18 protein-coding genes are annotated in these 20,422 nt (G+C 51.1%); 11 read left to right on the forward strand and 7 right to left on the reverse strand.

Annotation, left to right across the window (positions count from 1 at the left end; translation table 11 throughout):
- The first annotated feature begins 33 nt into the window (after positions 1-33).
- Positions 34-1,092, forward strand: coding sequence for a PLP-dependent cysteine synthase family protein (locus tag QWY82_RS07275; protein ID WP_290260920.1), 1,059 nt, complete (start codon positions 34-36; stop codon positions 1,090-1,092).
- A 128-nt stretch (positions 1,093-1,220) separates the two neighbouring features.
- Here QWY82_RS07275 and QWY82_RS07280 read toward each other — a convergent pair whose 3' ends face one another.
- Entirely contained in the window at positions 1,221-1,895 is a 675-nt protein-coding gene (locus tag QWY82_RS07280) for a glutathione S-transferase family protein (RefSeq protein ID WP_290260922.1), read from the reverse strand.
- 105 nt (positions 1,896-2,000) lie between these two features.
- Here QWY82_RS07280 and QWY82_RS07285 point away from each other — a divergent pair, with 105 nt between their 5' ends.
- The 4 genes from QWY82_RS07285 (at position 2,001) to murI (ending at position 5,113) form a co-directional block, all read left to right on the forward strand.
- On the forward strand, positions 2,001-2,594 hold the full coding sequence (locus QWY82_RS07285; protein WP_290260924.1) for a uracil-DNA glycosylase family protein: 594 nt from the start codon (positions 2,001-2,003) through the stop codon (positions 2,592-2,594).
- 170 nt (positions 2,595-2,764) lie between these two features.
- Complete coding sequence (locus QWY82_RS07290; RefSeq protein ID WP_290260925.1) at positions 2,765-3,250, forward strand: RDD family protein; 486 nt, start codon at positions 2,765-2,767, stop codon at positions 3,248-3,250.
- A gap of 94 nt (positions 3,251-3,344) precedes the next feature.
- The gene (locus tag QWY82_RS07295) at positions 3,345-4,163 is read left to right on the forward strand and encodes a M48 family metallopeptidase (protein WP_290260927.1); all 819 of its coding nucleotides are present in this window, start codon (positions 3,345-3,347) and stop codon (positions 4,161-4,163) included.
- A 149-nt stretch (positions 4,164-4,312) separates the two neighbouring features.
- Positions 4,313-5,113, forward strand: coding sequence for a glutamate racemase (gene murI / locus QWY82_RS07300; RefSeq protein WP_290260929.1), 801 nt, complete (start codon positions 4,313-4,315; stop codon positions 5,111-5,113).
- Positions 5,114-5,141: 28 nt separating this feature from the next.
- Here the strand turns inward: murI and QWY82_RS07305 are convergent, their stop codons facing one another.
- Positions 5,142-6,167, reverse strand: a complete 1,026-nt coding sequence (locus QWY82_RS07305; RefSeq protein ID WP_290260931.1) for an AraC family transcriptional regulator — start codon at positions 6,165-6,167, stop codon at positions 5,142-5,144.
- A gap of 266 nt (positions 6,168-6,433) precedes the next feature.
- Between QWY82_RS07305 and creB the strand changes: the two genes are divergently transcribed.
- The 6 genes from creB to QWY82_RS07335 all read left to right on the forward strand — a co-directional run bounded on the left by creB (position 6,434) and on the right by QWY82_RS07335 (position 14,152).
- Complete coding sequence (gene creB / locus QWY82_RS07310; RefSeq protein WP_290260933.1) at positions 6,434-7,117, forward strand: two-component system response regulator CreB; 684 nt, start codon at positions 6,434-6,436, stop codon at positions 7,115-7,117.
- Between the two features lie 17 nt (positions 7,118-7,134).
- Complete coding sequence (creC, locus tag QWY82_RS07315) at positions 7,135-8,547, forward strand: two-component system sensor histidine kinase CreC (protein WP_290263494.1); 1,413 nt, start codon at positions 7,135-7,137, stop codon at positions 8,545-8,547.
- Between the two features lie 103 nt (positions 8,548-8,650).
- Entirely contained in the window at positions 8,651-10,012 is a 1,362-nt protein-coding gene (gene creD / locus QWY82_RS07320) for a cell envelope integrity protein CreD (RefSeq protein WP_290260934.1), read from the forward strand.
- A 73-nt stretch (positions 10,013-10,085) separates the two neighbouring features.
- Positions 10,086-10,526: a VanZ family protein gene (locus QWY82_RS07325; RefSeq protein WP_290260936.1), complete on the forward strand. Its 441-nt coding sequence runs from the start codon at positions 10,086-10,088 to the stop codon at positions 10,524-10,526.
- Between the two features lie 219 nt (positions 10,527-10,745).
- Positions 10,746-11,306: an ECF-type sigma factor gene (locus tag QWY82_RS07330; RefSeq protein WP_290260938.1), complete on the forward strand. Its 561-nt coding sequence runs from the start codon at positions 10,746-10,748 to the stop codon at positions 11,304-11,306.
- A complete protein-coding gene (locus QWY82_RS07335) occupies positions 11,261-14,152 on the forward strand; it encodes a serine/threonine-protein kinase (protein ID WP_290260941.1) in 2,892 nt (963 codons plus the stop codon). The genes QWY82_RS07330 and QWY82_RS07335 overlap by 46 nt, the downstream gene beginning before the upstream one ends.
- Positions 14,153-14,157: 5 nt before the next feature.
- On the opposite strand, the gene QWY82_RS07340 is transcribed toward QWY82_RS07335, so the two are convergent.
- The 5 genes from QWY82_RS07340 to QWY82_RS07360 all read right to left on the reverse strand — a co-directional run bounded on the left by QWY82_RS07340 (position 14,158) and on the right by QWY82_RS07360 (position 20,286).
- Positions 14,158-15,078, reverse strand: coding sequence for a hypothetical protein (locus QWY82_RS07340; RefSeq protein WP_290260943.1), 921 nt, complete (start codon positions 15,076-15,078; stop codon positions 14,158-14,160).
- Positions 15,079-15,297: 219 nt separating this feature from the next.
- Complete coding sequence (locus tag QWY82_RS07345; protein ID WP_290260944.1) at positions 15,298-16,185, reverse strand: hypothetical protein; 888 nt, start codon at positions 16,183-16,185, stop codon at positions 15,298-15,300.
- A gap of 651 nt (positions 16,186-16,836) precedes the next feature.
- Positions 16,837-17,253: a response regulator gene (locus QWY82_RS07350; protein ID WP_290260946.1), complete on the reverse strand. Its 417-nt coding sequence runs from the start codon at positions 17,251-17,253 to the stop codon at positions 16,837-16,839.
- 13 nt (positions 17,254-17,266) lie between these two features.
- Positions 17,267-18,148, reverse strand: a complete 882-nt coding sequence (locus QWY82_RS07355; protein WP_290260948.1) for a GGDEF domain-containing response regulator — start codon at positions 18,146-18,148, stop codon at positions 17,267-17,269.
- A complete protein-coding gene (locus QWY82_RS07360) occupies positions 18,145-20,286 on the reverse strand; it encodes a CHASE domain-containing sensor histidine kinase (protein ID WP_290260949.1) in 2,142 nt (713 codons plus the stop codon). Before QWY82_RS07360 ends, QWY82_RS07355 begins: the two co-directional genes overlap by 4 nt.
- Positions 20,287-20,422: the final 136 nt, after the last annotated feature.

The raw sequence follows: 20,422 nt of genomic DNA on the forward strand, positions 1-20,422 counted from the left end.
CCTATTGGTGTAATTTTATAAATTGAGGCAGATATGCGCACCTGGATTGAACAAGCCATTGAGATTATCAACGCCGATTTTCAGCGCTCGGCCGACACCCATTTGATTAAGCTCTCGCTACCGGCATCGCCGCACATTACTTTGTATTTAAAGGATGAGTCCACTCACCCCACGGGCAGTTTAAAGCACAGGTTGGCGCGCTCACTGTTTTTGTATGGCTTGTGTAACGGCTGGATTCACCGCGAAACCACGATTATTGAAGCATCGAGCGGCTCTACGGCGGTGTCTGAAGCGTATTTTGCCCAATTGCTCGGGCTGCCCTTTGTGGCGGTCATCCCTAAAAACACCTCGCCGGAGAAAATTGAAAAAATCGCCTTTTATGGCGGCAAGTGTCACTTGGTGGAGCCCTCCCAGTTGTACGACGAATCAAGGCGTTTAGCCGATGCACTGAACGGCCATTTCATGGATCAGTTTACCTACGCCGAGCGCGCCACCGACTGGCGCGGCAATAACAATATCGCCGAGTCAATCTTCTCGCAGATGGCGCACGAGCCGAACCCGGTGCCGAGCTGGGTTGTGGTGGGCGCGGGCACTGGCGGCACCTCGGCCACCATTGGCCGCTTTATCCGCTACCAGCGCTACCCCACCCGTCTGTGCGTCGCCGACCCGGAAAATTCGGTGTTTTACGATTATTTCCACAATCGCGACGCCAGTATCGTCGCCTCGGTGCCGTCTCGTATTGAAGGTATAGGCAGGCCCCGGGTGGAGGCGTCTTTTGTCCCGTCCATTGTCGATGACATGATGCAAGTACCGGATGCCGCTTCCGTTGCAACGGTGCGGTTTTTAGAGCGGCATCTCGGGCGCAAGTGCGGCGGCTCGACCGGTACTAACGTATACGCGGCCTTCCAGTTGATGGCGGAAATGCAGTTGCGCGGCGAGTCGGGCAGTGTGGTGAGCCTTATTTGCGATGCTGGCGAGCGCTACCTGCCCACCTATTACAACGACAATTGGGTGGCAGCGCAAAAGCTCGACCTGCAACCCTATCTGGCTCGGCTAGAACATTTTTATGAAACTGGCCTGTGGCAGGTTTAACGCCGCCACCGCGCAGAGGGCTTGCGCCTATGACGAGCCTAGGCGGCAAGGCATAGGCAGCTACCTAGGGTAGCTCGGCCAAGCACTTAAGCCAGACACTTATGCCTCCGGGTAACTAGGCCAGGCACTTAGGCATAGGCGTATTCGCCGCCTCGTTTAAGCGCGCGTTGGTAGGCTGGGCGTTGGTGGCAGCGCTCGACAAAGGCGCGAATGGCCGGAAAGCGTTCATCGATTAAACCCGAGGCAACACCGGCTTCCAAGGCAAAGCTCATTTGAACATCGGCGCCGGAAATGCGCTCATCATTGAACCATTGGCGCTGGTGCAAGTGGCTTTCAATAAAGGCTAAGTTTCGGCTGATGTTCGGCTGGACAAACTGAGCTAACACTTTTGAGCAAATAGAGCGCGCTATGGGTTTCGCAAAAAAGGGCATGGGCGCTTTACTGACGCCAGCCATCACTAAGCGCATCACCAAGGGCGGCATGACCGAACCCTCGCTGTAGTGCAGCCAGAAAACATAATCCCAGTATTCAGCTTGGTCACGGTGCCTTTGCCATTGGCTGTCGCCATAGACTTGAATCAAGTATTCGATAATAGCGCCGCTCTCCGCCATAACCATCTGATTGCTTTCATCGACGATCACCGGGCTTTTGCCGAGCGGGTGTATGGCTCGCAGGCTCGGCGGTGCGAGCTGGGTTTTCGGGTCGCGTTGGTGTTGTACTATGTCGTAGTCAACGCCAAGCTCCTCCAGTAGCCAAATAATGCGCTGGGATCGTGAGTTGTTAAGGTGGTGTAGGGTAATCATGGCGGGTCCTGAATAGAGAGTGCTAGCCCTTACGTAGTCAGGGGCGGTTTGGATCTTCGCTATAGGCGTAAATGAATAAACCTAGCACCTGCAAGAGGTATAGATATGACTACAAAGGCTAATTTGGCGCGGGATATTGCCAACTGCCAATTGTGCGCCGGGTTATTGCCCGACCCGCCTAAACCGATCTTGCAGCTAGGTTTCAATGCACCGATTTTAATTGCCGGTCAGGCGCCTGGGCGTTTGACCCGCGTTAGGGGGCTCGCCTTCGATGATGCCTCTGGTGATCGATTGCGCGCTTGGTTGGGGGTGACGCGCGAGCAGTTTTATAACCCCTCATTGTTTAGCATCCTACCCATGGGTTTTTGTTACCCCGGCACTGGCACTAATGGCGATCTAGCGCCAAGAGCGGAGTGTGCCGCACACTGGCGCCGCAAGGTCTTAATACAGCACGAAGGCTTAGCGTTGCAGCTCGTCATCGGTCACTATGCGCAGCAATGGCATTTGAATAGTCAGACCAACCTTACTGAAACGGTGCGCAACTGGCGCGCCTTTTGGCCCGCAGCGCTACCGCTGCCGCACCCAAGCCCGCGCAATAACCGCTGGTTAAAAGCCAACCCCTGGTTTGCCGAACAGGTGCTGCCCGAGCTACAGGCTCAGGTAACCCGATTGCTTGCCGGCCGCGCTGGGTTGTACTAACACTGGCGAGGTCGATTGGCGAGCTTGATTGGCGATCGCGATTGCCGGTTAAACCCAGGGTCAGCATGGGCCGAATATTTGGCTTGCTTAAGCGCTGTCTCCCGCGCTAATCGGCTTTGATTGTGCATCAGCTTCGAGCTACAGTGCTGGCTTTATCTAGGAGCAAGGCCATGGAATTACAGCTAGATCTCGACCACACCGAGCCTAAATACGCCGGCTTTTGGATACGCTTCTTGGCCTTTGTAATCGATTCAGTGGTGTTTGGCGTGGGTTTGGCGCTACCGTTTTATTTCATCTTCGATAACCCTCTCGCAACTATGGACTACAGCGCACCGCTGGACCAGCAAATGCTGGCGTTGGCGGCGCTTGGCCAGCAGTTTTTGGCCAAGGGTGGTGTTTACTTAGCTATCTACGTCTTCTGCTGGATGAAGTTTCTCGGCACACCTGGAAAGCTGGTGTTAGATACCCAAATCGTCGATGCGAAAACCTTGGCGCCGTTGAGTTTCGGTCAATCCTTAATTCGCTATCTGGGCTATTTTGTCTCTGCTTTTGCGCTCTTCCTGGGATTTATTTGGGTTGGAATCGATGCGAAGAAGCGCGGTTTCCACGACCTGATGGCAGGCTCTGTGGTGATTTACAAACCCGATGCGCGTTAGCAAGCTGAGACGGGGGCGCTACTTAGCGCGTCGGTATGCCGTATAATCGCCGTCATTGTTGACTAGGTTAATTAAAAAGGAAGCTTTGAGAACCATGATTAAACACCTGATTTACCTGTTGTGCCTTTCTACGCTGGTGGCGGCCTGCACCACTAGCCCTACCGGCCGTCGCCAATTAATGCTGATATCGCCGGAATCTGCCATTGTCGAATCGAAAAAAGCCTACTTAGGTACGGTGGCGGAGTTGGATCAGCAGAAGAAGTTGGTAACCGACCCGAAAGTCGTCAAGCGGGTGCAGAATGTGACTGGGCGCTTGGTCACTGAAGCCGTGGCTATGTACCCAAACAGCGCTGATTGGGAGTGGAGTGTCGCGATTATCGATGACCCGGAAACCATCAATGCCTGGTGTATGGCGGGTGGTCGCATGGCTATCTATACCGGCATTATCAACAAGCTCGATTTGTCCGATGATGAAATGGCGCAGATCATGGGCCACGAAATATCCCACGCCCTGGCCAATCACACGGCCGAGCGCATGTCGCGGGCTATGGCTATTAATTTAGGTGTGGTTGCCGCCGGTGTGGCCGCCGATAACCACGCCGTGGCGCTAACGGGAGCGGCCTTGGCTGCGAAGTTGGCGCTTGAGTTGCCTAATAGCCGCACCGCGGAATCAGAGGCCGATCGCATTGGCACCGAGCTGGCCAGTCGCGCCGGTTACAAGCCCGAAGCGGCGGCAAGTTTGTGGCGTAAAATGGGCGAGCAAAGCGGTGGTGCTGGTGGCCCAGAATTTCTAAGTACCCACCCCGCGCCCGGCAATCGCGAGAAAACCCTTACCGAACTAGTGCCAGAGATGAAAGCGCTCAACCCCAGTGGTAAAAAATCGGCGGTTTACCCGATTACCATCGTGCAGTAGTTTGGTTGTCTAAAGCCGATTGTCTAAGCCGCCCCTAAGGGCGGCTTTTTTATGCGGCGCATAAGGCAGCCTCAGATGGTTAGGCTTGGCGACACTGTTTATTAAAAAAATACGTTAAAAATACATGACGTTGAAACAAAGGGTGATGTGTGATTGGCTCAGAGCAAGCGATAGGTGTATTTGATTCGGGGGTGGGAGGCCTGTCTATTGCACGTGAGATACGAGCGCTATTGCCCGGGGAAGATATCGTTTATGTTGCAGACACGCTGCACGCGCCTTATGGCGAAAAAACAGAAGCTTTTATTTATAAAAGAGCGTGCAGTATTGTCGATTTTCTATTGGCGCAGCAAGTTAAGATTGTGGTGGTGGCCTGTAACACGGCCACTGTCTCGACCATTGAAAAACTCAGGCAAACGTATTCGATCCCCTTTGTGGGTGTGGAGCCTGGTATCAAGCCCGCTTGCCAAGCGAGCAAACGCGGGGTGGTGGGCGTTTTGGCGACCCATCAAACCATCAAGAGTCCGGCTTTTCTGGCGTTAGTCCTGCGCTTAGCTGATGCGGGGCGTATTGAGCTGCAAGCTTGCCCCGGCCTAATGGAGCAGGTGGAAAACCTAGCCTTTGATGAACCTGACACTAAACAGTTAATACAACAATATGTGCAATCCTTAGTGGCTCGAGGTGTCGATCAGCTGGTGCTGGGTTGCACCCACTACGCTTTTCTAACCGATGCTATAAAAACCATTGCCGGCCCGAAGGTAGGTATTATTGATACCGCGCAGGCCGTCGCCCGAGAGGTGATAAGGCGGTTAACGCAATTACATTTGATTCGTCAGGGGCGCCTGCCGGGGGCTGATATTTTTTTTACCAGCGGCAGTGAAGGGCGCGTTAGCGAGCAGTTTTCAGTGCTTTGGGGAAGACGCGTTAAGGTTGCTAAGGCCTCAGCGCTGTGAGTTGAGTAGCCGGTTGAGGCTAAAAAGCTTAACGGTTAGCGGCTGATTGTTGTATCGCTAGTTCCAAAAACTGTGTCGGCGTTAAGCCATGCCAGCGCTTGAATGCGCGGGTAAAATTGCTGTGGTCGGAAAAGCCGAGTTGGTGGGCAATATCGGTTAATGATTTTTGTCTGCTCTTTAGTAACGCTAACGCACTTTCTTTTCGGATACTATCCACTAAATCACTAAAGCTGGTGTTAAGCGCCTTTAGCTTTCTTTGCATGTGACGACTGCTGATATTTAGCTCTTCAGCGATCTTGGTTTGATTAATGTGCCCCGCGTTTAACTGCTGGCGTAGTCGCGCGGTTACTTGCTCGATAAAGGTGTTTTTTTCAAAATCGAAGCCCTGTTTCTGCAGTTGTTGTTGCACCAGTTTTTCATGGTGTTCGGTTAATTCTGCGTTGGCAAAGGGCAGGGGCAAATAAATGTCTTTACGGTAAAAAACTTGTTTGGCAGAGGCTTGGCCGAAGAAAACGTCCTCACACTGATAAAATTCCTGATAGCTTGTCGCGTCGCAATTTTCAGTGCGGGTTAAGCTCAGGGATTTTAGCTTTAACTGCGCAGGAAAAATCGCGTTGAGTAGCTGAAACCCAGTGGCCATGCCAAATTCGAGTGATTCAACACCCGGCAATTGTTTCGATACCGGAAAGGTTTCTAGCGTAAATGTTTCAGTGCCTTCATAAGCCTCAATTCGAATCGAATCGCTGATAAAAGCCGGGTATTTAAGCAACAGTGAAATGGCGTGATGCAAATTTTCGCAGGAAAGTACGGCGTGCCCCAGCGCTCCCCAGCTTGCTGGGTGAATCGCCTTGGCAGCATGTATGCCAATTGATGGTTGGCCAGATAATTGCGCGGCTAGGCGCCATGCTTCAGCGGTTTTTTCCGCCGGTAGGCGCTCGCCCTCTTTGTGATTGGCGAGCCCGAGAGAACTAAGTAAGGCGTGCCCGTCAACGCCAAAACGGGCGAGCACATGCGGAATAGGTTTTACCCAGTTGCCATAACTCGAAAATTGCACGTTTGTACCTACTTATGACTGGCAAAAGCTTGCGGGTCAGAATTTTAACGGTGTCGGTCAAGTGGGGGAAGGGGTAGAACTTGTCGGTCAGCGGCCGGAGTAGTCGTTTCACCTAGGCCGTCAGGGTGAAAACTCGGTTGAGTCGAACAGCTGCGTTGTTGCCTTTCTTTCGAGTGAGCAAGTTTAGACGATTGCATAGCTCACCCAATAAGCTGCGCATCAATGTTGTAGAATCCAATTTTAAACTCACGCATCCCAGTAGATTCATGCCGCATATATTGATTTTGGAAGATGAAGCCGCCATCGCAGAAAGCTTGAGTTTTGTGTTGCAGCGGGAAAGCTTTACCACCCACTGGCAAAGTCTCGCCGCTAATGCACTGAATTATGTGCGCGAGCAAGCGGTGGACTTGGTGATCATGGATGTTGGCTTGCCCGACATAAGTGGTTTTGAAGCGTGTAAATTGCTGCGCGAGTTCTCGCAAGTGCCGGTGTTATTTCTAACGGCGCGCAGTGATGAAGTCGATCGAGTTGTCGGCCTAGAAATCGGTGCCGACGATTATGTGGTTAAACCTTTTAGCCCGCGCGAAGTGGCAGCGCGAGTAAAAGCTATTTTACGGCGTTATGCCGTTGTCCAGCCCAGCGCGCAGATGACGCCAGCCCAATTTTCCATTGATACCGCGGCGATGAAAGTTCATTACTATGGCCAAACCCTCAATTTAACGCGTATTGAATATCTACTGTTACAAACACTCCTGTCCCAGCCGTCGCGAGTTTTCAGCCGAGATCAGTTACTCAATACCATCGGCAGTTCAGTCAACGGCGCCTATGATCGCAGCATTGATACCCATATCAAAGCATTGCGCGCTAAACTTCGGGCAGTCAACGCTGGGGTTGAGCCCATCAAAACAGAGCGTGGTTTTGGCTACAGTTATCAGCCGGGCTTAAATTAAGGTCGCTTAGTGCCCGCATTTTTCTGCTCTATGTCATTTTCATGTCCATTGCCGGCTATGTCTTGGTCAACAGTGTGTTGAATGAAATCAAGCCGGCTATTCGCCAAACAACCGAAGAAACCTTGGTGGATACCGCCAATCTTTTGGCTGAGATATTGCGCGATCCATTAAAGACGAACCGTTTAGGTGATACAGCACTGGCGGAAATTTTTGCAGCCTATGGGCAGCGGACATTAGACGCCAATATTTGGGGGGTAGATAAAACCTCAACCAATCACCGCATTTATGTAACCGATGACGTGGGGCGAGTGGTGTTTGATTCAGCCAATCAAGCTGCGGGCCAGGATTACTCGCGTTGGAATGATGTTTATCTGACCTTGCGCGGGCAATACGGCGCTCGCTCTTCTACCGAAATGTTTAATGGGGAGCCTTCGAGTGTTATGTATATTGCGGCACCTATTATCGACAAGGGCAAAATTATTGGTGCGGTGTCGGTGTCTAAACCGAATCACACCATGGAGCCGTTTTTACAAAAGGCGCGCAATCGGCTGATACTACAAAGTGTTCTGGTGATTACTGTCGGCTTGTTGTTGGGTTTGTTGTTTACCTGGTGGTTAACCCGTGAGTTGCGGCGTTTACGCCACTATGCATTAGCGGTGAGTCAGGGGCAGCGCCCAGCTCTGCCAATTGGCAAAGTGACCAGCGGCGAACTCAATGAATTGGCCTGCGCCTTGGAGTCGATGCGCGTTGAGTTAGAAGGTAAGGCCTATGTGGAGCGCTATGTGCAAACCCTGGCGCACGAAGTGAAATGCCCGTTAACCGCCATTCGGGCCGCCACCGAATTATTGCAATCGCCCATGACAGAAGCAGAGCGCCGGCGGTTTATAGATAATATCGATAGTGAAAGTTTGCGCATGCAACAGATGATCGAGCGCTTGTTAGGTCTAGCGAAAATAGAACAGCAGCAAGGCTTAAATACGCGCGTGGCCGTTGATATCAGCGAACTTTGGCAAAGCATTCTAGCGAGCCAGGCTGCCCGTATTATTCAAGCGCAGCTACAGCTAAAAAATCATCTGGCAGAGGGGCTAATGGTGCAGGGGGACCCATTTCTTTTGCGCCAGGCCTTTACAAATTTGCTCGACAACGCCTTAGATTTCTGCCCGGACGCTGGACAAATAGAAATATTTTCGCAAGCGCAGCCAGGGACCTTGACGCTCACAATAACAAACACTGGGCCACAAATCCCCGAGTTTGCGCTGGCGCGGTTAACCGAGCGCTTCTACTCCTTAGCGCGTCCAAAAACGGGTAAAAAAAGCACAGGGTTGGGTTTGAATTTCGTTCAAGAAGTCGCTCATTTACACGCGGGTTCACTCTCCATTTGCAATACTGGCGCTGGTGTAGCGGCTTCAATCCTGATCTCGACAGTTTAAATCTGCTGGGTGCTCGTAAAACTCACCCGATCTTCACAATATCCACATCCTACCCACACACAGGGCGTTCAGACTAAAGCTTCGACCTAACTCGGAGTTTAGAATGAAGCGCCCTTTACTGTATAAATGTTTATCGCTAGCAGCTTTGATACTGCTGCTATTGGTGCCTATCAGCATGATTGATGGCGTTATTGAGGATCGGCAGCAGACACATCAGCAAGTCCTGCACGAAATTGCACAGAGCTCTACGTTTAGTCAAAAAGTTTCTGGCCCCATTCTGGTGCTGCCCTATCGAAAAAAGGTATTGCAGTGGAAAGTTGAGGCTCAAACCAATGCCCGTGTACAGGAAGAGGTGTGGCAGGCTGGTGTGCACTATCTGCTGCCGGAGAAATTTGACCTCAATGCCAATTTGACTACCGAGGTTCGAAGCCGTGGTATCTACGAGGCATTGCTCTACCACGCAGATGCGACATTGTCGGGCCACTTTCAGGTGCCCAGTAATTTTGGCGTGCAGGGCGACGACGAAACAACACGCTTCTCTGATCCCTATATCGCACTGGCAATCGAAGATATTCGCGGTATCGAAAATGCGCTGACTATCGAGGTAAATGGCAAGGCCATCACCATGGCGCCGAGTGCCAATGTGTCCAAGCTTGGCGAAGGCGTGCACGCCATGTTGGAGCGGTTAGATATCAGCAAAAAGACGCGCATGGATTTCTCTCTCGCCTTGCGCTTACAGGGTACCGAATCCCTCAGTATTACCCCTGTCGGCAAGGAGACCCGCGTTCAATTGGTTTCTGACTGGCCGCACCCAAGCTTTATGGGAAATCAGTTACCCGCAAGTCGAAGTGTTGGCGCCGAGGGGTTTTCAGCTACGTGGAATACATCGTATTTTTCAAGCAATATTGTTGAAAGCTTTGATCGTTGTATGGCCGGTGAGTGCAACGCTTTTGGTAGTAAAGCCTTTGGTGTTAGTTTAATCGACCCCGTTGATCGCTACGTGAAAAGTGATCGTGCAATAAAATACGCCTTGTTATTTATCGCCTTAACATTTGGTAGCTTCGTATTATTTGAGGTGTTGAAACGGCTGGTGGTACACCCAGTGCAGTACGCATTAGTGGGGTTGTCATTAGCTTTCTTTTATTTATTGTTGGTGTCTCTTTCTGAGCACATTAGCTTCGGCTTGTCCTACACCATTTCCGCTGCCGCCTGCATATTACTTATTGGTTTCTACCTTAGTTACGTGTTGGCTAGTGTCTATAGAGCCCTAGGTTTTACAGCGGGGCTAACCGCGCTCTACGGGTTTCTTTATGCCTTGCTTTGCGCCGAGGATTACGCCTTGTTAATGGGCGCGATACTGCTGTTTTCGGTGTTAGGTCTGTTTATGTTTTTGACTCGTCATATCGATTGGTATTCGGTTGGTCAAAAGCCACTCGATAGAACGTCAGACTCAGCCTGCCAGTAAAAATCATAGTCAAAGGTCAATCGTTAATATGCGGCCATTGTGGCCGCCTTTCACAATAAGATCCTAGTCGAAAATGCGCATATTTTTTGGGCTTCTAACCTTGCTATTCTTTGTTTTCATCTGTTGGATAATTATTTCAGCGGATGTCGGCTTTCAAGGTGCAATATTTGAATGGGTAAAGCGAGTGCCTTATGGCGACAAATTAAGTCACTTTACGCTCTACCTTGTGCTCGCCTTATTGCTGAACATGGCATTACAAGGTGCCGCATTTACAATGGAGTTTGCTTTTTTTCCGCGTTTAGGGTCGGTAAATTTCATGTGGGGCAGCGGGTTGGTTTTTGTGTTCTCCGTTATTGAAGAGATAAGCCAGTTCTACATTCCTGTCAGAACGCCCGATGGCGGCGATGTATTGGCGAATTTGTGCGGTGTTTATGTGGCAGCGATATTGGCTCGGCGTTTTGGCGTCGCGTCGATGTTTCGATTTAAGGGTTTACCTAGTGGGAGACAGGATTAAGGGTTAGTGCCTAGACGTCTAAAAATGGTACTTTCTTCGTAAGAGCCAGACGTTAGTCAATATTCTACCTGAGCCATTAGATTTGTATTCGGTAGCGCCAAGATTGAAATAGGTTGGCATTCGTGACATCGGGTTACCGGGATCACAGACAGGCTTCGCGCTTTACGTTAGCCTATACAATAATAAAAACCGATGTGTCGTTCGACGAGGTCTTTGGCTATGCCCTATAACCTGGATATCACCCAGCTACTCAATGAACACCTGCAGGGTAAAGACGACGTTCTCGATCGTATTTTTCCGGTCGTCTATGAAGAATTGCGCAAGATTGCCCGCAGTCAATTGCGCAAGGTTTGGTCGGTGGACACCATCTGCACCACGGCTTTAGTCAATGAAGCCTATTTAAAATTACTCAATAACCAGCAGGCGCAACCCGGCAATCGGGAACATTTTTTTGCCATTGCGGCAACGGCTATGCGTCATGTATTAATCAATTATGCGGAGCAAAAAAATGCGCAAAAACGAGGCGGCGACTGGCAGCAGGTTACCTATGCTGAGGCAGACCTACAGGGCGATCACAATGTGAGTACGCTATTGGCCGTGAACGATGCGCTCGAGGAAATTCGAGCGATTGATGCACAGCTTGCAAGGTTGGTAGAGATGCGCTTTTTTGGCGGTATGAATGAAGCTGAAATAGCGTTGGTGTTTGCCGTAAATGAACGCACGGTTAGGCGTAATTGGCAAAAGGCCAAGGCACTATTAAGTCAGGCACTGATGAATTAATTTATATGGCGATAAAATACTCCAAGGCGCGTTGGCAGGAAATTCAGTTGGTTCTCGATCAGGTGTTGGATCAACCTGAATCTGAACAATTGGCTTATTTAGCCGCCCAGTGTGGGCAAGATCATGAGTTGTTGGAAGAGGTTGCAGCGTTGCTGCGAGCTGGCCAGCATGCTCCAGCGTTTTTGGATAGGCCAGCATTGGATTTGGCTGGCGATTTTTCGCAATCACTGCCACTTGAAACAAGCACCTCACTTGAGCAATCTAGTTCGCCCTCTGACTATACCGGCGCACTGATTGGCCCCTACCGTTTGTGTGAGGAAATTGGTCGCGGTGGCATGGGGCTTGTCTATCGTGCCGAGCGCACCCAGGGCGCATTTGAGCAGCAAGTCGCGATCAAATTACTGCTTAATGATAAGGGCCGGGCGTTAGTGATCGAGCGCTTTCAGCGTGAACAACAGTTGCTGGCATCGCTGGTCCATCCCAATATTGCGCAGTTGTATGACGGTGGTTTGACCGCCGACGGTTTGGCTTATTTTGTTATGGAGTATGTGGCCGGGCAGCCTATTCACACTTATTGCGATAGCCGTAAGTTGTCGGTAGATCAGCGCTTGCGCCTGTTATTACAGGTGGCTAACGCGTTGGGCTTTGCCCACCAACATTTGATTGTGCACCGCGATATCAAGCCCTCCAATATTTTGGTCACGGCTGATGGCCAGGTTAAGTTATTGGATTTTGGCATTGCAAAGCTGTTGGGTGAGACAGACCTGTCGGATTTAACGCGCACGGGCGAGCAACTTTTAACACCGGGTTTTGCGGCGCCAGAGCAATTAACGAATAGCGCAATTACCGTGGCAACCGATGTTTATCAATTGGGGTTGGTGGCTTATGAGTTGCTCACTGGGCGTCGCGCCTACCGCAATCTAGCCACGTCTGTTGCTAAGCTTGTTCGAGCTATTTGCGAGCAGGAGCCGACCCGGCCAAGCTCTGTGGTGATGTTGCCGGTAGCGGATGGGAGCGATCAGCTGACCTACACGCCTGAGCAAATCAGTCAATTGCGCGGGGTTGAATTGCCGTCCTTGCGGCGCAAACTTAGCGGCGATCTGGATGCCATCATTGTTAAAATGTTGGCCAATAAAATGCCGCAGCGCTATGCCTCCATGGACATGTTTCGCGCCGATGTGGAAGCTTACTTTGAGCGAAGGCCGCTGCTAGCGCAAAGCCCTAGCTGGTCCTACCGCAGCACTAAATTTGTCCGTCGTCATTGGCGCGCATTAGCAGCAGTGTCGGCTTTCGCACTACTATTGGTGGTTTATGCGGGCACCGTTACCTACCAATCCGGCCAGATTCGACGCGCCTTAAGCGCGAGTCAAATCGAGCGCGACAAAGCGCAGCAGGTGTCTGATTTTCTGGTTAATGTATTCAAAGCTGCCGATCCAAATGTTGCTGGCCTAGATTCCATTACGGCCAAACAACTGCTCGATAAAAGTCAGTCGAAAATATTGACCGACTTGGATAATTTGCCTGAAATTCAGGCTCATATGTTGACCTTGATAGGCGAGGTTTATTTCAGCCAAGGTAACTACAGCAACAGCTTGGCTTTGCTCGAGGATTCGCTTGCGCGTTTGCGCCGAATGGATAAACCGGTCGGCGTGGAGCTGGGCAACACCCTCACCCAGCTGGCTTACGTTTACGCCTACACCAACCGTTATGATGAGGCCAAAGCGCTATTCGATGAGAGCTTGGCCATTCATCGTCAGTTAGCTTTAGCCACTGGCGCACAGCCCAGTTATGAATATGGCGAAGCGCTTTCCGGTTACGGCTTATTACAATACCAGCAGCGCCTGTATCCGCAGGCCAAGGCAACGCTGCATCAGGCATTGGCAGTGCTGGCACGGTTTAATGCTGGTAACAATGAAGAGCATGCCAATGCGCTAAATAATTTGGCGCTAGTGGAGCACTTACAGGGTGATTTTGAGTCGGCACGGGAACACGTCGAAAAGGCTATCGCTATTTTAAAAGTTGTCTTGGGTGAAGCGCACTCTTACTACACCGTTCATTTAATGAATTTTGTCATCATGCTGACGGATATGGAGTATTACGGGCAGGCGGAGGAGATTGCCGCGCAAGCGCTGCAATTACAAAAATCCATACTGGGTGAGCGCCACGCTTATGTGGCTAGCAGCCTGCGCAATATCGGTGTTTTACAGTACCGGTTGGGCCGCTTAACCGAGGCAGAAGCTTATTTGCGTGAAAGTTTGGCGCTGAGTATTGATTTGCAGGGCAGCAACCGTATGCAGATTGGTGCTACTTATATGTGGCTGGGCGCGGTGTTGCGCGACGCCGGTGACTATACCGCTGCGGCTGAGGCGTTGGAAAATATGCAGGAAATATTTATCACCACAACCAAAAGCGGAGAAATAATTGGCCGCGGTAAATCCCAGTTGGCGCTTTTGGCGTTGGCGCAGGGGGATGTAGATCGGGCCGGTCATACGTTTTCTGATGCACTAGAAATTATGTCGCCAGAGCAAATTCGCACCACTTATGCGCAAGTGGGCTACGCCCAAACGTTAATTGAAGCCGGCCAGCCAACGGAGGCCGAAACCTTGTTGCGCCAGGCGTTGCAAATACGCCTTGATCATTTTCCTGAGCAGCACAGTTTGGTGGCTGAGGCGCAGGTGTTGCTCGGTCTGGCGCTGTCAGAGCGCGGGGCTAGCGAAGAGGCACTGGCGTTGTTAAATGTGGGCATGGTGCAACTCAGCAAGCATGCCCTGTTTCAGGTGGGTTACCGGCAACGTTTGTTAGCGCGTGGCGCGGCGGTGCAGCAAACCTTAACCTCGGTAAATTAATGGGATTAATTGGTCAGGTCGAAATCTGGCAGCCCTACACAGTTGAGATGTTCACCTTCGCCAGGCGGTAGGCACATCACGACCGGTTTGGCGGTGAGATCTAGCGCGCCGTCGCCGTTAAAGCCGGGCATGTGACCGATGATTACAGTTGAGCTATCGGGGCAGCAGCCTGGGTCATCCACAATGGCCACCTTGTCGCCTGGGCGGTGGGTGCAGGGAAAACTACCGGGCCCACAACTTACGGCGGTTGAAATTGGCAAGCAAAAGCCGCCAACCGCATGTTTAGTCCAAAACGTTGGGCAATCTCCCGCCGGTGGCGTGATACCAAAATTCACCCGGTCACTGGTGTTGCGAGCGACGCTGTAGGCGATGCAAAAGTGCACGTGGGGTGGTTTGATGAAGCCCGGTGCGCAGTCGGGCATCGCGATGCTGGCGTCTGTTGCTTGGCCTTGCCCCGTCTGAATGGCGGTGCATGAACGCGCTTTAGGCAACTGCTCAAAGCCTTGCGGACAGGCCAGTTTTGGCGCCAGTAGTGTCAGCGTTCTGTCCACCAGCGCCAAGGATAAGTGAGTGGCAATACACACTTGGCTGCCGGGTACGCGGCTGAAGTTGCTCGGGCAATCCTTGTGAACGGGGCCGGTGACCAAATAGTGTTCGTTTTCCCAGTTCAACGCCACATTAGGCCGGCTACAAAACTGGGTGCCTGGCGTGTGCTCATAGGTTGACGGGCAGCCGTTCGCGCTGGACAGGGGTGTGATGGTATCGCTGTTAAGACTACTGGCCACGCAGACGCCGGGTAGCGTTGAATAAAAGCCTGTCGGACAATCGCTGCCGGCACTCTCTTGCGCTTGCGCCGGCGCGGTGATTAAGGCACCTAAAGTGAAACTAGTGAAAAGTATTAAAGAAAAATAGTTTGAATATTTCATGGTAAAGGCACTCCGTTTGCCTGAGGTTAAATTGCGCCCTTTGTAATGCCTGAGCGGTAAAAAGGGGGCTTATCGGGTATTCGGGAACTGACACAAGCCAATACAACAGCTATGTCAGTACTAAAACAAGAACGCGCTAAAAAACCGGACACTGATTTCCCTGTGGCTCCGCGCGGAACACAGCCGCGCGGTCCAGTTTACGCCTTATCTTTGCCAGCGTTAACCGGCAGGGTCGAGGCTTTCAGGGATGCAGGTGCGAGTAGCGGTGTGACCAACCACAAACAAGCCTTGCTCGTCGTACACTGGCATATCCCACCAAATTTCAACGCTACCTGCTGGGCAGGGCGCTAACTCATCGCCTTCATAAGCTGGCTTGATGGCGATAGTGGCAAAGTCGGTGCCGCATTCGCGGCCACAGGCAGAGGCAATGTTTTTGGGAACGCAGAAGTTTACGTTGCGTGGTTTGGTCCAGCCCTCTGGACATATGCCCTGTGGTGGTGGCAAGTCGTTAAGGCGGCCCTCGTCGGCGAAAAGCATGTTGGATGCTATGCAGAAATGTACACCTGCAGGGCGGATAAACCCGGGCGGGCAATCCTGAGAAGGTGGTGCCGACAGGGTTTTAAGGGTCAGATTTTCGGCTACGCAAAAGCGCGAGCCAAGCGGGCGGTGGAAGCCACGAGGGCAGTCGCCGGTAAAGCGCGCGAGCTTGACCTCGTTGTCTACCAGATCCAACACCAGATTATCGGCGGTACAGATAGTGGTACCGGGTGCCCTTGAAAATCCAGGGCCACAGTCGCTGCCGACAAATTTGCTGATTAACAAGGTGTCGTCTTGCACGTCTAACGACAAATTGCTGGCAATACAAAAGCGCACGCCGGCAGGCCGCTCAAAGCCTTTTGGGCAATCCGTGCCTGGTGGAATATCCCAGCTGATATCGCCGGTCAAGTTAACCGCGGCACAGGCTAAACCAGAAGGAATGGGCGCAAAGCCCTCGGGGCAGCCCAGGGTTCCTGAGCCGGTGGTGGATTGCGCCAAACTATTAACTGATTGGGTGGCGGCAAATATGACCCAACAACTGAACAGTAAGGTTTTCAGGGGTGTTTTCATTGGTAAACTCTCCATAGTGATGTTGTCTGTAAAAAGGCATGAATCATTCATCCTTGTATGCCTTAACAGGGATGGAAAGAAAAAGCGGACACCCGCAGCAATCTTTTTTTGTGCCCGACAAGCTGGGCGTTTCGGCAGGGCACGCAAAGCCCAGAAGCAGAGCAGCAGGCCAGCAGAGGATTAAAGGGTTGGAGGCTTTGACTGAATCCCCCGGTGGTGGGCTAGCTCGCGCGATCCTATTGTCGTGGCCGGATAGTTACGCCGCGAGGTGCCAAGCGTCGGCGGCTTTTTCCACCGGCAAGCGCCCGCCTTCTTTGTGGTTCGCAAGTCCGAGGGAATCGCGTAAGGCGTGCCCCTCTACGCCAAAGTTGGCGAGCGCATGGAGAATGGGCTTTACCCAGTTGCCATAACTCGAAAATTGTATGTTTGTACCTGTTGGTGGCTGGTAAAAGCTTAGGAGCCTGGATTTTAACGGCGTCGGCTGGCTGAAGAATTAGGGAACGCTTGTCGGTCTACGTCGACGGGTGAAGATTGCGATAACGAGTAGCACCTAAAGCGTTGTGGCAATCTGTAAGCGTGCGCTTTCGCTGCCATTAAGCGTCATTCATTTGATGCTGCGAAAAGAGAGTTTAGCCGGCGACAGATTGTAGGCTAGTTGCCGTTAGGTACGACGCAAACCTCAAGCCAGTAGCGAATAAAGTGCTTGAGTTTATCTTTCATTGGCCCGAGGCCGACGGGCTTGGTGATGTAGCCGCTGGCGCCGGCGCTATAGCTTGCGGCGATATCGATTGGATTTGCCGATGTCGAGAGCATGATGACAGGTAGAAGTGCGAGCTGTCTGTCGGCCTTTACCCATTTTAATAAATCGATGCCTGATCCATTGGGTAATTTTACGTCCGCTAAAAGTAAATGTATGTCGCTTGATCTATCTTGTAGCCGAGTAAGCGCGAGCTCCGCTGTTCCTACATGGCTTAGTGTGATGGCGCTTTCATCGAGCGCAGTCTTAATTAGCATGGCGTGATCCTCGTTATCCTCAACGAGCAGCAAATTAAGGTGTGCACTTTTCATATTTTCTTTCAATCTACTCAGACACTACGCAGTTTTTACAAGCGCTTTTGGCTTGGTAGAGCTTTGCATCGGCGCGCTCCAGAATGGACTGTAGGCTAGCTTCTCCACAACTGACGAGGCCACAGCTGGCCGTTAAGCAATAGTCTTTCCCGTCCACCGTTAAGCTATTGTCCTGTAGATGGGCTAAAAATCGCAGCAACGACGTTTTGGCATCGGCAATCTCTGTGTTTGGAAAGATCATGAGGAATTCATCGCCGCCAAATCGCGCGATAATGTCGCCTGATCTAACCACCGTGGTCATGGCGTCGGCAATGAACTTGATGGCCTTATCGCCGGCTAAGTGGCCGAGCGAATCATTTATCGATTTTAGGTCATCCATGTCAATAATGGCGAGGGAAAAATTTCTACCGTAGCGTCTTTTATCGACAATCAGCCGGGTAATTTCTCGCATCGCGAAGCGTCTGTTGTATAGGCCGGTTAATGGGTCGTGCCAAGATTCTTCGATAAACTGGTTTAAGATACACTGGCGTTCAAGTGCGTGGCGAATAATACGTTTCAAAAGCCTGGGAGATAGTTCACTTTTGGAAACAAAATCGGCGGCGCCTTTTTTCATCAGTTGTGAGTCTAAATCATCATCCTCGTGAACCGTTGCGACAACGACCGGCACGCCCTCAAACCATTTGAGCATGTCTTCGCTGGTGCTATCACCCATTTGGTAGTCAAGTATCACCAAGTCGAAATGGTTGTTGCTCGTGTCCAGTAGCGCCTTTACTTCCTCGCGACTTTTACATTGCACGAGATCGTGAGCAAGCCCGGCTTTTAACAGCATGAACTGCATGATCTTCAAGTGATCAGGCGAGTCATCGATATGAAGGATGTGTAGAGGTTCACTCATTGTTGACGGCCTGCGTGGATCAGTGAACCTGTCTGCGCCGGGATCGTCACCAAAAAGGTCGCACCGGCATCTTCTTCGCTCTCGACAGAAATACTACCGTGATGGCGCTCAACCACAGATTTACAAATTGACAAGCCCACCCCAGAGCCCAAGCCATCGCCTTCGCCCTTGCGCACAAATAAATCGAATACCCGACTCTGCCATTCAGGCGAAATGCCAATGCCATTGTCTTTTATCTGGCTGATAAATGAGCCTTTGTTATCTGTTTGCATAGATACGTCTACTTTAAGCGTCCGAAGCGGTGACCGATACTTAACGGCGTTACTGATGAAATTGGTATAGAGTTGTAGCAGCAGCGTCTTGTGGGCATTGAAGCATCCCTCAGTGAAGGTTACATTCAAGCTGCCTCCGCAGGCTTCAACGGCTTCCTTGTTAAGTAGCAACACTTGTTCAGCAAGGTCGGTGATATCGACAGGCTCTAGTTCTAGGGCTTTATAGGCCACTCTAGACACCTCGAGTAAGTCGTTAAGCAGGCGTTCCATTTGCCGAGTGTTGGCCGATATACGTTGTACTAAATAGTCTAGTTCACTGTCTTCATTGTTCTCCAGTTTGCTGGAAACCAAATCAGCTAAACCGGAAATGGCCACCAGCGGCGACTTTAGATCGTGCGATACTGCGTAAACAAATTGCTCCAAATCCGAAGACTTTCGGCGTAGCAGATTTTCTTGCCGCTTGCGTTCGCTAATATCCACGATCGAGCAAACAGTATAGCCAGACTTATTCAGTTGTGCCGGCATGATGGCGATATCAACCGGAAGCTCCACACCATTTTTGGTTTGACAGTACAAGTCACGGCCGGAACCCATGGCTCGCTGCTCTGGTTTTTGTAAATATTTAGCTCGGTACTCTGGGTGCTCGGCCCGAAATCTGTGTGGTACTAAATCTTCAATGGATAATCCAACTAGCTCTTGTTCTGAATAGCCAAAGAGTTGCAGTGCTTGTTGGTTGTATAGGTCAATCTTGCCGTGTTTATCCACGGTAATCAGCGCGGTGGGCGCAAAGTCGGCCATTTGTTGAAACTTTTTCGAAAGATGCAACTGGTCAGATAGCTGTTCGGCGTTCTCCAATGCCGATCGGCGATGTGAAAAAAGCGTTAACGCCATGATAAACAGCAGCAAGCTATCCACTAAGCCTGCAATCAACACGAGTAGGGCGCTATTATCAGTTTGCTCTAGGTCAAATGCCTCTGTGCTTAACGTGTTGATTTGCCACGTCCTACCGGCAAAGGTCATATCGCGTTGGTCAAAAAAACTGCCCGGCGTTTGCGTTTCGTCCGGGTCTGAATGAAATAACTCTAAGGTTTCTACGGCGTCAGCGGTGTCGGTTATACGGTAGATAAGTTGGGTGGCACTGGCGTCGGCGATGTTGGCCAACAACTTTTTCATTCGAAATGGGGCATACACAAAACCCTGCAGTTGGGCGCGTTTGGCCATCAAATCTTCAGGTACAAATTTTCCACGATAAACGGGCAGGTACATAAGAAATCCCGCTTGTACATCTTTATCAGTTTCCTGCACGAGCACAACATAGCTACTAATGCTCGCCTCACCAGTATCGCGGGCGCGTTCCATTGCTGCGCGACGCACGGGTTCGGATAGCATATCGTAGCCAAAGGCGCGTTGATTGCGCCAATCGAAAGGCTCTAAGAAAGTGACAGGCGCGTAGTAGTCGCGTAGGTATGAAGGTTCCAGCGTGAAGTTCTCAAAGCCCTCTGCACGTATTGCCGCCTCAAAGGCTTCTCTTTCCGAATGGGGAAAATACTGCGCATAACCAATGCCTTGAATACCCGGGTAAAAGCGCTGTATCTCCAGCGTTTCTACAAACTTTTGCCATTCGCTGCGGTTGAGTGAGTCAGACGCGTAATAAACCCCTACACCGGCACGCAATAAGCCCAAATAGGTGTCTAGATGGTGCAGTATATCGGCGTTAAGTTTCTCTACTTGCCGCTGGAATCGCTCTTGTCCGGTTTTTTCGGATTGTAAATTGGTAATATGAGCAGCGAAGAAACTAATAGTTAGTGATATAAGAAGCACCAACCATGGTGGTTTAGCCGTTAATGACGCTGCTAGAGATTTCAATCCTGGGCACCTAACCGAATCCTTTGCTTAAATCTAGCTAAAGAAACCTAGGTCTGCAGAGTTTTCGCACTACTTAAGCGCTTTGTCATTTTCTGTTTGTGGGCGCTTGGGCAATATTTACTAGTAAAATTTCGCT

Origin of the sequence: Simiduia curdlanivorans (assembly GCF_030409605.1) — a bacterium.
Classification (GTDB): Bacteria; Pseudomonadota; Gammaproteobacteria; order Pseudomonadales; family Cellvibrionaceae; genus Simiduia; species Simiduia curdlanivorans.